The sequence below is a fragment of the Frankia sp. CeRuru1 genome (assembly GCF_977966315.1).
Genome location: NZ_CDWWEW010000013.1, coordinates 1 through 15,840 on the forward strand (window position 1 = coordinate 1; position 15,840 = coordinate 15,840).

The 15,840-nt window shown below is 67.3% G+C and carries 8 protein-coding genes; 1 reads left to right on the top strand and 7 read right to left on the bottom strand.

The annotated features are described in order from the left end of the window. Nucleotides 1-940: methyltransferase, FxLD system (fxlM, locus tag AC08OP_RS01995; protein ID WP_476612638.1), on the bottom strand; the 940-nt coding region annotated here is incomplete at its 3' end. A gap of 348 nt (nucleotides 941-1,288) precedes the next feature. Between fxlM and AC08OP_RS02000 the strand changes: the two genes are divergently transcribed. Continuing rightward, on the top strand, nucleotides 1,289-2,521 hold the full coding sequence (locus AC08OP_RS02000) for an MFS transporter (protein ID WP_476612639.1): 1,233 nt from the start codon (nucleotides 1,289-1,291) through the stop codon (nucleotides 2,519-2,521). Between the two features lie 54 nt (nucleotides 2,522-2,575). Here AC08OP_RS02000 and AC08OP_RS02005 read toward each other — a convergent pair whose 3' ends face one another. The 6 genes from AC08OP_RS02005 to AC08OP_RS02030 all read right to left on the bottom strand — a co-directional run bounded on the left by AC08OP_RS02005 (nucleotide 2,576) and on the right by AC08OP_RS02030 (nucleotide 15,832). Further along, nucleotides 2,576-5,155, bottom strand: coding sequence for an RNaseH domain-containing protein (locus tag AC08OP_RS02005; protein ID WP_476612640.1), 2,580 nt, complete (start codon nucleotides 5,153-5,155; stop codon nucleotides 2,576-2,578). 14 nt (nucleotides 5,156-5,169) lie between these two features. After that, complete coding sequence (locus tag AC08OP_RS02010) at nucleotides 5,170-8,451, bottom strand: hypothetical protein (protein WP_476612641.1); 3,282 nt, start codon at nucleotides 8,449-8,451, stop codon at nucleotides 5,170-5,172. Continuing rightward, nucleotides 8,448-9,635: a restriction endonuclease-related protein gene (locus tag AC08OP_RS02015; protein ID WP_476612642.1), complete on the bottom strand. Its 1,188-nt coding sequence runs from the start codon at nucleotides 9,633-9,635 to the stop codon at nucleotides 8,448-8,450. Before AC08OP_RS02015 ends, AC08OP_RS02010 begins: the two co-directional genes overlap by 4 nt. Before the next feature lie 82 nt (nucleotides 9,636-9,717). Further along, the gene (locus tag AC08OP_RS02020) at nucleotides 9,718-10,647 is read right to left on the bottom strand and encodes a hypothetical protein (protein WP_476612643.1); all 930 of its coding nucleotides are present in this window, start codon (nucleotides 10,645-10,647) and stop codon (nucleotides 9,718-9,720) included. A gap of 167 nt (nucleotides 10,648-10,814) precedes the next feature. Next, nucleotides 10,815-12,470: a serine/threonine-protein kinase gene (locus AC08OP_RS02025; RefSeq protein WP_476612644.1), complete on the bottom strand. Its 1,656-nt coding sequence runs from the start codon at nucleotides 12,468-12,470 to the stop codon at nucleotides 10,815-10,817. A 140-nt stretch (nucleotides 12,471-12,610) separates the two neighbouring features. Next, entirely contained in the window at nucleotides 12,611-15,832 is a 3,222-nt protein-coding gene (locus AC08OP_RS02030) for a type I restriction endonuclease subunit R (protein WP_476612645.1), read from the bottom strand. Nucleotides 15,833-15,840 lie beyond the last annotated feature (8 nt).

Genomic DNA, 15,840 nt, shown 5'->3' on the forward strand with positions numbered 1-15,840 from the left:
CGGGCGAGAGGGACTCCGTCGCCGCGTCCTTTGCCACGTCGATCTGGCAGTAGCCGTCGAACACGGTCGCGAGCCACAGTTTGAGCGTGGCGAACGAGGTCATCGGCGGGAGCCGCACCCCGGTCCAAGTATCGACGCGAGAGCTGTCGAGGATGCCGTCGAACAGCTCGGGTTTGGCCGGGTAGTTGCCGTCGAACCGTAGGGTGATCTCGTCGCCGCGCAATGCGAGGCGCACCATCGGGCTCGCGCCAGCCCCGCGCATGCGCACGAAGCCACACATCTGCGTCTCGCGGCTGATCAGCCGGTCGCCGTGCCGCTCGAACGCGACCCCGCGGCCGAGGCCGCGCAGCCGTAGCGGGACGACGAGCCGGCCGCCGTCGACCAGCTGGTCGACCCACGCCGGTGGGAGGTCGACAGCCTGCGCTGTGACGATGATCGCGTCGAACGGGGCGTGCTCGGCCGCGCCGTGCCAGCCATCGCGGGTCAGGACCCGGACCCGGTCGTAGCCCGTCGCGGCGAGGAAGCGGGCGGCTCGGTCGGTGATGTCCGGGTCGATGTCGACCGTGGTCACCTCGCCCGCCGGACCGACGATCTTGGCGAGAAGAGCCGAGTTGTATCCGCCCGAGCCGACTTCGAGGCAGCGCATCCCGGCCGCCAACCGTGCCTGCTCGATCATCGTCGCCTGCAACCACGGCGCGGATACCGAACTGATCGCCTTCCCGTCGGCGTCGAACTTCGTCCGCACGACATCGTCGGCGTACGCCGCCTCCAACGACGCCTCAGGCGCAAACAGGTGCCGTGGCACAGCCCGGAACGCCGCCTCCACCTGAGCCGTCCTAATCCACCCACCCGAAAGCAGCCCGTCGACCAGCCGCGCGCGCAGTACGTCCGCTTGCTCCTCGTCGAGGACGCCCGCCGTCTCATCCTGAACCGCATCCACGTGGCAAGCTCCCCTACTTCAGATCGAGATCGTCGGTCGCGGGTTACCCTGCCTGATCGGAGCGGGTCACACATTCCCCGGACGCAGAACATTCCGTTCGCGTCCCAGAGTGGCCCTGACCAGCGACGACGTTCCGAACCTGGTCGACATCTTCGCGCGCCGCACCAGCCGTCAGACCAACTGCCTCATTCGCTGGCGTGGTGGTTTGCACCGCGGCCACCGGGACAGCGGCGCCCGCCCGGCCGGCGCCCTTTGGCCTTCCGGGCGACCACTGATCTCAAGAATTCTGCGCATTGGGCACCGGCGGCTTCGACCTGGCGGGAACATTGTGAGTGGTACCGTGCGCCGGTGCGGGACCGAGATCGCCAAAATCTGCTTTTCGCATACGCCGTGAGTGCGGCGGGCAGCGGCATCGGGTCCGGCGCGCTGCCGATCGTCGCGGTCCTCATCCTGCGCGCCTCCGCGTTCGAGGTGTCGTTGCTGTCCGGCCTGGCCGGGCTCACCGCCGCGGCGGTCCTGCTGCCGCTCGGTGCCGGCATCGAACATCGGCACAAACGACCCGTCATGATCGCGGCGGATCTGGTGCGGTTCGCCGCGCTCGCCAGCGTGCCGGCTGCTGCCGCGCTGGGTCTCCTCACCTACCCGCAACTGGTCGCGGTCGGGGCCATCTGCACGACCGCGTCGATCGCCTTCGGCGCCGCCAGCGGGGCGCACCTGAAAGCGATGACCGATCCGGCGGGACGTCTGGCGACGAACAGCTGGTTCGAGACCGCCGACTGGATCTCAGATACAGCCGGGCCGCCGGCCGGCGGGCTGCTGATCGGCGGCCTCGGGGCCACCGCGACGATGGCCGTCGACGCCGCGTCCTACCTCGGCTCCGCCGTCGGCGTGCGGCGCATCCACGCACCCGAGCCGCCACCGCCCGAGCGCTCCGCCCACTCCGGCATCCGACAGGGATGGCGCTACATCTTCGCCCATCCCGGGCTGCGGCCCCTGTTCCTCAACGCGATGCTGTTCGGCGGCCCGGTGATCATGACCATTCCGCTGCTCGCCGTCCTCATCCTCGACGATCTCCGGCTATCCGCGTCCGCCTACGGGCTGGCCCTGGGCCTGCCGTGCCTCGGCGGGATCGCCGGCTCCCGCCTCGCGCCGGTACTGGTGCGCAGGTTCGGGCAGCGGCGCGTGCTGCTCGCCGCCGGCGCGCTGCGCGCGCCCTGGCTGCTGCTGTACCCGCTCGCATCCCACGGCCCAGCCGGACTAGTGATCATCGTGGCCGCAGATACGGCCATGCTGACGTGCGCAGGAGTGTTCAACCCGGTGTTCGCCACGTACCGGATGGAGGTCACCGCCGACGCCTACATGGCCCGCGTACGGACCACCTGGGGAATCAGTTCCAAGACGGTGCAGCCCCTGTTCGTCCTCGCCGGCGGCGGGCTCGCCGCGCTGACCGATGTCAGGACCGCGCTGCTCGTCGCGGGGCTCGCCTGCGCGGCCAGCGTCGTGCTACTGCCCTACCGGACGCTGTCGAGCGAGGCCGCGGTGCTGGCCACGATCTCGCCGCAGGCGGGGAAGTCTCCGTAATGGGTCCGTGGATCGCCGTACTTGAGATTTTTTGGATCTTGTCGCTCGGCCAAGTCAGAGGCTTTCGTCGTTTTCGTCCGTTCGGTATTCTGGATGCGTCTGGTCGGCTTTGCTTGCGAGGTGCAGTGGGATAGGTGCGAGTGTTCGATCGTCCCATATCACGGTGTGGTCGCATAGGCGAGCGGTGAGGGTTACCAGTTCGCGCTCATCCCATGGACCTTTTTGTGGAATGGCTATTTCGGTTCCGGTATACGAGTGCCAGTCGTCTTGGATGAGATGCTGGAGTTCGTCGGGCAAGGTCCAAGGAGTGTACTGTGCTCCAAGGCGTCCTCCCTTAGCGCGGTACGTGCGCGAGGATTTTGGCAGTAGCCACAGACGGCTTTCGGCATGGTGGTAGACGAATCGGTCGGGAGCGGCGGGTTGCCTGGGGTCGTGTGGCTGTTTTCCTCCTTGGCGGTGTACGGGCCGTGGGACCTCGCTGCTGGTGTTGCAGCGCACGACGGCAACCTCCCGCTGTGCTGAAATGTTTACGCCCGGAAGTGCGTCGATGCCGAAGCGGTGATTTTGGAGTCCAGGCCAGATAGTTCGGGTCGCGACGGCGTCTACCATGATTATTACGGGTCCGGGCGGCAGGGCGTCGAGGCAGGATTCGGTGTAGATACGTGTATTTAGGGCCTTATCGCCGTAGCGTCCGTAGTCTGCGGAGCCGATCGGGTTGGCGTGGAAGTCTGCTATGGCGTGTGGATAGCTGATCCAGGCTGCTGCGCTCTCACTCCACATCGTCACAGTCCACGGCAACCCGGGATCGGCATATGCACGCACCGCGGCGGCCGTCCTGACGAGCCTGGGAGGTACGCCTTCGATGCCGGACTGTTGTAGGCGGTAGTGCAAGCCGACCAGGTGAACCGAGCTAAATCCGATCCGGTCGAGCTGGTCTTGTAGGATTCCCGCGGTCATCTCTGGATGGAGGACCCCCGCGGCGCGTAGTAGGAGGTCTGCCGCGGCGCTGCGCGCGGGATGGTCCGCCTGCGCGTCACTGGCGCTGTCTCGCCGTCTGCGGGTCCGTCGTCGAGGCTTCTTTCCGGTCGTCTCGCCGTCCTCATTCTTGGTTTCGGGGAGCGTGGCGAGGAACTGAGTCGTGATGCCGAGGCGTGCGAGGTGCCGGCGAAGCGGGTTTTTCGCGTCGTCCGTCGGGCTGCCTGTCCGCGGGTCGTACTCGGTCTCAAGCCAGGCCAGCAGCGTTCCGGTCTCGTGGTCGATCGTCTTCTCCAGCCGCTGGAGCAGCTGGCCTCGGTCGTGAGCCCCGTGCCGGAGGAGGTCGGGGACGCGATGAAACGAGACGGCAAGTGCGCTGTTGACTTCGGCTGTCGTGTCGTCCAGCGCGGGCGCAGCCGTGTCGGAGACCATTCGTAGCTGGGTGGCCATGCGCTCGCGGGCCTCAGAGGTGGCGTAGAGGCACAGTATCCGGAATCTCCGATGTCCGGAGGCTTGCGCTACGGCCTCGATTATCGCAGGGGTGACTGTGACGGTGTTCTTGTCAGCCTTTCCAGGCCCAATTATTTGGCGGCGGGGCTCTGGAACTCTGGCTTGGGTGTCGCGTTCCCACTGCAAGGGTTCTAGCTCGGGGCAGGTAACTGCGATGTGCTCGGCGAGGCGCAGCATCACGCGTGCGCCGGGTCCCTTGCCGACCGGGTGCATCCGAGGAGCCGGTATGAGAGGCCGCACTCGGCCGGGCGTAGCGGGAAGGTTCTGGTCGAGTCGGAGACCTTCCATGCCACAGGCTTCGGTGATCGCGGTGGCGTGGTTGGCGACTTGCGTCGTCCAGGAACCGCCTTCCTCGGGGGGCGGGACGTTGCGGACAGGTACGCGCAGCAGCGGGAGGTGGGGATTGTCGCGGTCGATCCAGGCGTACTTCGCACCGCGCCACTGGTCGTTGATCCTCGACCGGTGGGCGTCGAAGGTGATGGCGAGGTCGGGGATCCCAGGGAGCGTGATGATCTCGGCGGTGATGCGGAGCATGGCATAGCCCGGTCTCTCGTCCCACTCGTTGGCCAGGACATCGTTCCAGGCGAGTAGGGAACCGTCGGTGTCCATACGCAACGGCAGGCGAGGGCCTTCGTCTTCTAGGCTGAACGGCTTTGCGGTGAGGGCGGCCATGACAGCCCACGTCGCGCAGTCGAACAGCCAACCGGGCGCGCTGGCCGTTCCTGAGTCCGCGACGGCGAGGTGGTCGCGGAACCTACGACTCGTGTCGGCCGTCGGTAGGAGCGGAGAGAGGGAGTTGCGGTCTTCGCCGTTACGGAGTAGCCGTTCGAAAGTCCTGACACAGGTGGTCAGGTGGAAGGGGTCGATCGGCTCGGCGCTGACGATCATCCCTTTGATGCCGTTGTCTTTGTCTTTCTGGGCGAGCTTCCATTCCTCGACGACGCGTACAGGCCGGTTGTGTACGGCGGTAAGGCCGGTGAGCAGCTGTCGGTAGGGTGGGCTGGCCGGCTTCGCACCCTTGCGAGGACGACGTTTTGGGAGCCGTTGCCATGCCTCGGTGAAAGAAGCGTCCCACGGGTAGACGGCGACGTGACCGAGGACTCGGTCGACGTGCGCCGCGGGTATCCGATAACCCAGCGTTGTGAGCATGAGCTGTCCCTACGTCAGGGGGCGAGAAGTTTGGCTTCGGTGTCGGCGTAGCGGAAGAACGCTTCGAGGGTGGCTCCGTACAGATCGTGCATGCGGGGAAGCTGCCCGGTTTGCTCCCAGTGGTCGCGGAGCTGGCGGATCAAAGCGCCGAAGGTCGGGCCGGCGGCAGGGTCGAGCATGGCGCCGTCGGCAAGGTGGATGGTCGCAGGGGTTCCGCCGCGGCGGGCCCGGCCGACGAGCTGGACGATGCCGTTCATGGTCTCGGCGGTGACCGACAGCTGGACGCTCTTGGGCATGGTCCGGAAGTAGGGCTGGCTGGTGACGATCTGCTCGAAGTAGTAGCCGGCCGCTTGCTTTCGGGATTCGAGGACGTCGGCGGGCCGCAGCGCGGGTAGGTCCTGGAGGAGACTGTCGTTGGCGTCGGCGGCAAGAGGGTGGGCGTTGACGTGCGCGACGAGTTCAGCCGGCTCGTCGATGACCGGGACCGGTCGAACGAGTAGCCAGATCGAACCGAGTGCGGACTTGTCACCGGCGCCGATGATGTTGACTCCGCGTTGGACGCGGGCCAGCGGCGCGACGAGGACGTGGGCGCCGGGGTCGTTCGGGAACTCTTCGAGTCGATCTGCGGCCAGTTCCCGCCAGCCCGTGCGTGGTGCCTCGTCTTCGTCGGTGTCGCCAATGTCGTGGGCGGCATGCGGGCGTACCGCCAGGCAGAGGCTTTGGGGGTCGGCGCCGGCCTTCACCAGTCCCTCGACGACGGCGCGGGCGCCCTGGTAGGAGGTGGTGACCAACAGGATGCGGCAGCGATCTGGATCTTCCTGCTTGAGTCGTTCGAGCTCGGCGCGCAGGCGGAGTTGCCACAGGAGCGCGGCGAGGCGGCGCAGCGCGTCGTCGCGGCGGGTTCCTTCGGTGCCGGAAACTCGCACCAGTCTGCGCTGCTCGCCGCTGTGGTCGTGCACGTACGCGGGGCGGATCGTGACGGCCGCGGTGTCCTCGTCGCGAACCCACCAATGCGGCTCCAGGTGCACGTGGTGGTGCGGGGCCCCAGGGAAGTAGGCCGTAGCTGATAGTCCGAGCACAGCTCGCCGGACACCGGCACGGCACAGCGCGGTTATGTCGCCGAGGGTCGTGGTGTAGAGGTGGGGGTCGCCCCCGAATGCTGCGGCGTTGAGCCGGGTGGGCTGCTTCCCGCTGGGGTCGTGGTGGTGACTGAACGCGAACAGCAGCCGTCCCATCGGACCGTTAGGCAGCGCACGCCATCGGCTGTAGGGCCCGAAGGTCTCGGCGATCTCACGTGCGGCAGGTACGCCGGCGGCGGCCAGGTGCGGCACGTCGTAGACGAAGCCGCGCAGGTGTTGACGCAACCGTTCGAGGATGGCGCGTTGCACCAGCCGGTTGATCGCCATCGCGCGGCGCCGGTCGTCGGGGATGCGCACGGCGAGGAGCTCGTCGAGCTGGTCGCGACTGGTCTGAAGGCTCTTCGCGCCGCTACCAACCTCGGTGACGGTGGCGAGGATCCGGCGGATCGCGGTGAACTCGCCGGGCTCGCCGGGCTCCGGAGGATCCCCGCCGGGGAAGAGGGACCTGAAGGCGGTGAGTTTCTGGCTGTCGAGCGGTTCGTTGTCCGCGAGGCCGAACAGCTGGGCCGTCAGCGCGCCGTCCCAACGCCGGGGCACCAGCCAGTACCTGCCCTGACGGGACCGGGATGGGGTGCCCTCCGAACTGATGAGGCCATGGGACAGAGCGGCGGTGTAGGTGGAGGCCAGGAACTTCGAGTGGTGCACCATGTCTCGTACGCTCGACTCGACCTCGCGGTTGAGGCGGCCCGCCGCGGCGACGTACTCGGCTTCGAGTTCGTACAGCAGGGTGTTTACGCTGCCCCGCCGGTCGAGCAGCAGGCCGCGCGCGGCCTGTTGTAGGACGTCGTTCTGGAAGGCGTCGATCTCATCGATCACGACGAGCTGGCTACGGCGGAACACCAGCTCTTCGATGGTCGTCCGGTCGGTCACGCCGCGCTCGTCCCGCACTGTCAGGTGCAGACGCCCGCTGTGCAGGTTCGCGTGACTGGTGACGATGACCGACGCGTCGAGGGCCGCTCTGGCGAGTCGGAACTTCCCGCAGCTCGCTCGGAACGGGCAGGCATGCCGCTTGCCTGGTTTGCCCTCGACGGGTTGCAGGGTGGTGCAGGGTTCGTTCCCAGGCGACCAGGCGTCGACCGACGATTCGGTCTCCGCGGCGGCGGCCAGGGCACAGCCATATCCGAGCCGGTCAACGGTCCACTCGCCGGTCGGGTCCCAGGCAGGTTTGGCCCGCACGACCTTTCTCATCGTGTCGAAGGTCGCCGACGGAGACATCAGGGCGGTCGCCGCGGCCTCGATACCGAGCGCTGTGAGGTCGCTTTCGATCGCGTGGGTCAGCTTCAGTACGTCGCTGTTCGTCGGAACGACGACGGTGATGACAACCCCCTGAAGGGCCGCCCAGCACGCGAGCACTTCCATCAGCACGCTCTTGCCGATGCCGGTGGGCGCGTTGAGGATCCGGACATCGCCGGCCGCCAGCGTGAGCAGGCCGTCGAGGGACACGATGCCGTCGCGAGTCCGCAGCCGCTGGCAGAGCCTGCTCACGGAACGGGCGCGGTAGCCGGAGGTGTCGCCGTGCGCGGCGTCGAGCTTGCCGGCGAGGTCCACCAGTTCGGAGGCCGGCACACGGAGGTCGTCGACCGGCGGCGACGACTCCAGCAGCGGTGGCTCCGCTCTGGGACCTGGATAGGAGGGAAGCAGGTAACGCTGTTCGACGACCTGCACATGCGAGCCCGGCCCAGCCGAGACACGCACAGTGCTGTGGTGAGCGCCGGCCGCAGCCTCGGGGGTGAGGCCCCGTCCGACCGAGCTGGTCCGCTCCAGCGCTGCGAGGGCTTCCTCAACGTAATCCCGCGGTGGCATTCCCGGCGAGCAGCTGATCGTCAGACCGCCGTCGCTATCGTCTGCCAATCTGCATCCCGGCAGGGCTGCACCGTCCAAGGCCGTGCGCAGGCTCCGGCGCACCCACTCGCCGTCAGCGTATTCAGCCCGGCGCAGCCGCAACAGACGGACGACCTGCTGCGTGTCCTCAGGGTCCAGGGTGCGCCAGGCAGGCCAGACATCGACGTGGCCGTCGAGGAGGAACGCGACGTCGCGGTCACGGACCAGCAGGATGCCCGCCTCCGCCGACAGCGGGAAGTGCACAGCGGCCAGCCCTATCGCCGCGCGCAGGAGCAGAAGGACGCGCTTGTCCAGGTCCCTGTCCGCCGCGTTCACCGCGCGGTCCGCTTCTCGCGCCGCAATGCCTTCTTCACGTCAGTCACCAACTCGCTCTCGGTCATGACCGTGTAGTCCGTCAACGCGTCCCGCACCGCATGGACCTGACCGCGATGGGAGTCCGGGAGCACGAGGTAGCGGGCAGCGGGTGGGTTGTCCCGGACGTGGCGCAGCAGCCCCTCCACCGTTGCGTGCTCCTTGACGTCGACGTCCCACCGCCGGCCGGCTGCGGTCACGTCGAGGTCGTACCGGTCGAACCGCGGGTAGAGCTCGACGCGGGCCCCGGCTCGGTCGAGCACGCGCCACAGCCGCAGCTCGCTCGCGCCCGGGACAACGATGAACCGCCATACCGCTTCCTCGACCTGGACGGCGCCACGTCGATCCCGCCGATCAGGTACGCCACGTACCGGCGACTTTTCACCAGTGGACGCGACCGCGATCAGTTTGGGTCCGGCACGGCCGCGGTCGACGATCTGGAAGGTCGCGCGGTGGAACCGGTAACGGCACCGCAGCAACTCGCCCTCGACGTCCATCGGCCAGGCGCACGTCGGGCAGGGCCACCACCACCGCTCACCACCGGTCGCATACGTCTGCCGATCGGAAACCGCGACGTAGCGAGCCACCCGCCGGGCACCGAGCCTGTTCGCTTCTTCGGCCAGCTCCTTCTCGTCGCCAGCGGGATGCTCGACGACGAACCGCCGGCTCACCTGGTACTCCGCAGCGCTCTCCGACGACCGCAAGTTCTCGAACGTTGCGTGCTCGACGTCGTCGGCCCGCATCCACGACCACGACGGCAACCAGTCGCGCCCCGGGTCCAGGCTCGTCACCACGTCACGGACGTAGTCGGACCCGATCTCGAACGCCGCGTCCGCGAGCACGTCGCCAGCACCGAGCAGAATGACACTGTCGACGGCCGACCCGTACGGTCCTCGCACCTCTTGCGGCAACGGGGGCAGCAATCCGCTCAGCGGCTCACGAAGACGGCGCACCAAATCCATGGGCGTGGCGGGCCCGGCTCCAGGACCGAGCTCGAACATCAGAACGCCGACCATACGGCAGATCTCCTCGAACGCCCGCCGCTCGTGCTCGCGGACCGACCAGGCATAGGCCGCGCGCAGCGCGGCCGAAGTGATTCTCGCCCGCCGGTCCAGGAGGCTGCCCGCAGGCTCTACCGATATAGACATCTCCGTCCCCCCGATCCATTACTTCTGAGTTTTTGGCTGACGCACTTCAATGCCGACACGTGATCCACCACTGCTCAGTCGATCAGCGGGCCGCATCCGACCGAGCGACGGAGGCGAATTCAGTTCTGGCCCGCGGCAGTGGTATTCGACACCCCAGCAGCCGGAAGAACTCGGCCACCGGCCAGGTGTGCAGCCAGCCGATACGGGACATGTAAAAGCCGACTTCGTCGATGCGGTACTCGTCGTCGTAGTCCAACAGCACGTATCCCGCCAGCTGCCAGATCATCCTGTCGCGAAGGAGGTCGGGCCGCGACACGGACTTGACCTCCAGCAACGTCCGGCCGACGAGGAGGTCGGCGTCCGCGCCCCCTACATCCTGCCCGCCTGCGAACGTAGGGCCAGCACGGCAAGACGACTCCGCCGTGGCTTCCCGCAGCCCCCCGAGGGCATGCTCCGCCAACCGAAGCTGCACCTGTAGGTCAAGAACCGCGTACTCCGGCACCAGGAGCAGCAGGCCCTCAAGACCGGTCTGCTCGTCAGTGTCCCGAAGCAATGAACCTGGTCCGACTGCACCGTCCCTGAAAACCCGTTCGAAGTTCGCTGCCACGTAGCAGAGCCGACACAACCGCTCCTCCGCTGGTGGTCTAAGAACCCAACCCGCTCCGCGAAGCTGTGGCCGCTCACGGCGCAGAAAGTCCAGGAACAGTTCCAGGAACGCCGGTGCCAACACCCGCTCGTGATCACGACCCGAGCTGGCGACCATCCCGGCCCCCCGCATCACGGCACCCGGAACCTGCGGTTCGACGAACGCGCAACGAATACGATGATCAACTGCCGTCCCCAGCAAGTCCCACCGAAACCCCGCGCGTCCCGTGGCGACAGGACGCCTCACCCGGCGCACCGCCAGCCGGTCCACGAAGCTCTTCCTCGCCGCGGCCGGGTGCGGGAGTCGTGTCCGGAGCCACCGGGTGACAGCGTGGTCGTCCTCGACGAGGACGGAGGTGAGGCTCACGCTGTCACCGTAGAGGCTCCCACCGACAACTTCCGTCCCAGCGTTTCGCGGCCAACAACCAGACTGGGCATCAGTGCACTATGCGGCGGATTGGACGCTGCGCGGTGCAGTCTGGCTCGGGTACCGCGACGAGGTATGGTCGAGCACGCTGACTTGACGCGCTTCGCTCAGGTCGGCCCTTGGCTTGCGATGCGGAGCCGGGTCAGCAGCTGGCGGACCTCCCCTAGGACATGGTCGTGAGGGCCGCGCAGGGTAAGCAGGTCCCGCTCCAGATTGCTGAGTTCTGCGGCGGCGTCTGGCATCCGGTTGAGGGCGATGAGCAGGACGGCGACCTCCTGCCGGATTCCGAGCGCCTCGTCGGAATGATCGCCCAAGACCTTGCGAGCATCGGCGAGGAGATCGCGGTAGGCGGCCAGGGCCGCGTCCATGTCGCCGAGCTCGGCCTGACAGACGGCCGCCTGACGACGCCATTCCAGCGCCTCACTGATCAGGCCCGTACGAGCCGTGGCGGCCTCAATGAGACCCCTCAAGAGTGGTAGAGCCCGGCCGTAGTTCTGGGTGAGGAACAGTGCCGCAGCCAGTGTCTCGCGTAGTCTTAGCACGGTCAGATGATCAGCGCCGACCCGTCGTGAGGCTGCGGTGTAGATGGCGTCGAGTTCGTTGACGGCGCGGGTGAGTTGGCCGTCGTCGAGAAGCGCGATGGCGTGCTGTTCGGCTTGCTCCCAGTTGTCATCGGCGGCTACAGGCGCCGATACGTCTCGGGCTGTCTGGTCGGATGGAATCGGCTCCACGTCGGCCGGCCCTGCCTGGTACCGAGAGGGGGACACTCCTGCGGTTGCCCGAGAACTCCCCGGCCGCCGCTCGTACTCCTGGCGGGGCGCGAGAGGCGCTCGGTAGGGCCTGGTCGGGTCCGGGACGACGGTGAGCGGATGTGGCGGAACGACCTGCGGTTGCCGCCCTGGTAGCAGCGGCGCCAGGCGGTCGAAGACAGCTAAGACGGACGGCGGACGCTGGTCGGGGGACTTGGCCAGCAGGTCGAGGACCAGGCGTTCCAGCGTTGCGGGTATGTCGGCGCGGAGAGTACGCAGCGCGGGCGGCTCGTCATGCACGTGGCGAAGCGCCATATCCTTCGTTCCGGAGAACGCCTTGGCGCCAGCGAGCATCTCGTGAAGGACGCAGCCGAGGGCATAGAGGTCGCTGCGTGGGCTGACGCCGACTCCGTAGAACTGCTCGGGGGACATGTAGTCGCGGCTGCCGACGAGGCTGCCGGTCTCGGTGAGCTGCGTGACTTTGTTGCCGAGGACGGCCGCTACGCCGAAGTCCAGGACCTTGACGTAGCCCTCCTGGTCGATCATGAGGTTGCTGGGCTTGAGGTCGCGGTGGATGATCGGGACGGCGTGCGCGTAGGAGAGCACCGTGCAGACCTGGGCGGCGATGGCGACCGCGGTTTCGATCGGTAACGCGCCTTGCTGGGCAAGGAGGTCGGACAGCGCAACGCCGTCGACGAACTGCATGACGACGTAGAGCCGGTCAAGGCTTTGGCCGTCCTCTGCCGCGTCAGAAGCCTTGGGGATGACGGCGTCGTAGATGGCCGGAACGCCCGGATGTTCGATCCTGGCGGTGACCCGCACCTCGCGCCGGAACCGGTCGACAAGTTCTTTCCGCCTATCGGCCGGCAGGTAGGCATCGGCACGGATCTGCTTGATGGCGACGACGCGGTCGAGGACGGTGTCGTATGCCCGCCAGACGTTGCCCATGCCGCCGCTGCCCAGCAGTGACGACAGCTCGTACCGCTTGGCGATCCGCCGAGGCTCCGCAGGCAACGAGCGTCCCTCCCCGTACAGCCGTCACCGCCGACAGCAACACGAGACCACAGTACGGCCACGTTTAGCCACTTTGCGAGGAGCCACAGGGCTTGGCCCCTCCGATGGCTCTCGTTCGCTATCCCTCCGGCGCGAGGTGCTCAGGCAGTGTCGTTCAGCCCATGTCGACGGCGGATCATCCTCCAAGCGGCTAGGCGAGCCTCGCGGGTCAGCCGGCCCTGGAACTCCTCGTCGGAGAAGAACCGCTCGGTGAACTTCGTGTCGGCCTCGGCGCGCTCGACCATGATGTCACGGAACTTGCTATCGAATGGCAGCTCGAAGTCGCCCTCGTTGCGGCTGGCGATCGCGGCCTGCTGCAACTCCATGTCGTCGGCCACGGCGACGATCCGCTCCTCGTACATCAGCCGGTCGGCGTCGGACAGGCCAAGCCCGTAGCGGTCGTTGAACTGCTCGATCAGCTCCGAGAGCAGAGCCTTGGCCGAATCTTTGACGAACCCGCCGGCGCCATCGCCGAAGCCAGGCAGCACCTGCGGGCCGTCGGGCTCCAGCACGATGTCGTGCTCGCCGGTCTTGAACAGCCGTAGATGGGTCAGGTCGATTTCGCCAATGTCGATACCGGGGTCGTCTCGGCGGCGGGGCAGCCGGTTGAGCAGGTGGCGGCCGAACAGGTAGAGCCGCTCAAGTTCCTCGTCGGGCCACTGCATCACCTGAGAGAGGAAGCCGTACTTGCGGACGAAATCGCTGAGGTCCGAGCGGAACATCTCGGCGGCCTGCGAATCCTCGTCGGCACGCTTCTCGAACCGCTGCCGCGCTGGGTCGGTGAGGGCGTAGAGCGCGGCGTGCCGTCGGTCCCACTCTCGGCTGCCGGTATCCGTCGAGCCGCTGCCGGTGGTGGCGTCAGCCGGCTGGGCCTGGAAGTAGGCCTCGGCGAACGCGACCAGTTCGGCTTCCAGAATGACCTGATGATCCATGACAGCCCGCTGCGCCCGGTTGAGCAGGTTCGGGTCAGCCGGCTCGGCGCGTGCCTCCTCGTAGTAGGGCTTGAAGGCATCCTTGATCGCGTCGGCGTCGTTCTCGAAGTCGAGGACGAACAGGTCGTCCTGGCTCTTGAGCGGATGTGTGCGATTCAGCCTCGAAAGTGTCTGCACCGCCGCAACATCGGCGAGCGGCTTCTCCACATACATCGAGGTCAGCAGCGGCTGGTCGAATCCCGTCTGGTACTTCTCCGCCACGACCAGGATCCGGTACTCCGCGCGCAGCGGGGCGCCGCCTGGCTGGCCGGTGCGGGCCGTGGAGTAGGGGTCGTCGGCGCGGGTGTAGGCGAATGCGTCAGGCAGCTCGCTTTCCGGCAGGCCGTTCAGCTTAGCCTCGGTGAGCTTCTGGCCGTCGATCTTCAGCTCGCCGGAGAAGGCCACCAGGATCCCGTCGCGCAGCGCCGGGCAGTCGATGTCGTCGGCCGCCTTGCGCAGCGCGTGGAACATCCGCACCGCGGCCTCCCGCGAGCGGGTGACCACCATACCCTTGGCCCGGCCGCCCATCCGGTTCAGTACATGCTTCTCGAAGTGGTGGATGATCACCTCGGCATGCGCGGACAATGTCGCCGGGTTCAGGTAGACCAGCCGGGCGATCTGCGCGCTGGCCTTGTCTGGGTCGACTTCGATGCTGTCGGCCCCGTCCTTCGCGACCCGCCAGTAAGTCTTCCAGGTCGTGTAGTTGCGCAGGACGTCGAGGATGAAACCCTCCTCTATCGCCTGGCGCATCGAGTAGATGTGGAAGGCCCGCTTCTCGCCCGTGGCCTCGTCGAGGATGCCGAACAGGTTCAGGGTCTTCTGCTTGGGCGTCGCGGTGAACGCGAAGTATGACAAGTTGGAATGGAACTGGCGGGCCAGCGCCGACGAGGTCAGCGGGTCGCCATCCTCAGCATCGGCGTCATCCGCGCCCAGCCCGCGCAGGACCTTCTTCAGCTTGCTGACCGAGTCGCCCGACTGGCCGGAGTGCGCCTCGTCGACGATGACCGCGATCCGCTTGTGCGCGAGACCGCTGACACCCTCCAGCACATATGGGAAGGTCTGGACCGTCACGATCACGATCTTGGTGGCGGTGTTCGCGAGCGCGGCGGCGACCTCGGCGGACTTCGACCCGCCAGAGCCGGTGATCCGCTCGACCATGCCCGGTGTGTGGTCGAACTGGTAGATAGTGCCCTGCAACTGCCGATCCAGCACCGACCGGTCGGTCACCACGACAATCTTGTGGAAGATCGGCGCGTTTGGCTCGACCCGACCGGCGGCCACCGCCTCCGCGTCCAGATCGCCTGGCTCGGCCGAGCCGTGCAGCGTGGACAGCCGATGCGCCAGCCAGCCGATCGTGTTCGACTTGCCGGAGCCGGCCGAGTGCATGACCAGGTAGTTGTGTCCCGACCCGTACCGGGCCGCGTGCGCCGTCAGCCGCAGGACGGCGTCCCACTGGTGGTACCGAGGGAAGATCAGCGGCCGGTCATGCAAGCTCGCCCGGCCGCCGTTGCCGCGAGCTTTGCTCTTGGAGGTCTTGGGATCCTCGACGTGCAGGAACCGCTTGAGCAGGTCCATCCACGCGTCCGGCTGCCATACCTGCTCCCAGAGGTAGGCCGTCCGGTAGGTCCTCTCCTCAGCAGGCAGGGGCGGGTTGCCGGCGCCGCCAGAGTTGCCAGGTCCGGACGTGCCCTGATTGAAGGGCAGGAAGGCCGTGCTCTCGCCCCGCAGTCGGGTCGTGACGAAGATCAGGTCCTCATCGACGGCGAAGTGCGCCAGCGTCCGCCGCGCGAACAGCAGCTCCTTCGGATCGCGATCCGCCCGGTACTGCCGCTTGGCGTCCTCTACCGTCTGCGGGCGGGCCACGCTCGCCGAACTCTTCAGCTCCGCGGTCGCGAGTGGGATTCCGTTGAGAAACAGCACCAGGTCAAGCGACTGGCGGGGGGTCGAGATCGAGAAATGGAGCTGTCGGGTCACCGAGAGCCGGTTGCGCCGGTAGTCCTCAAGAGCGGACTCGGCGACCATGTGCGCGGGCCGGAAGTAGGCCAGGCGCACCCGCACCCCACGATCCTTGACCCCGTTACGCAACACGTCGAGCGCCCCACGCTCGTCGATCTCTCGCCCCAGGAACCGCACGAACTCTCGCCTTGCCAGATCCGGGTCGCCGCCAGCGAAGCCAACTAGCCGGTCCCAGGCATCGGCCTGGGTAGCCGAGAGGAACTCGAATAGGTGCAGCGGATCTAGCCCGACCTCGGCGTCGTAGAAACCCGGCTGCCCAGCCAGCCAGCCCGTCTTCAGCAACGAGCCGACGACGGCGTCCTCGAACGCTCGCTCGCTGTGCACCCGCGCACTCACCGCTTCAC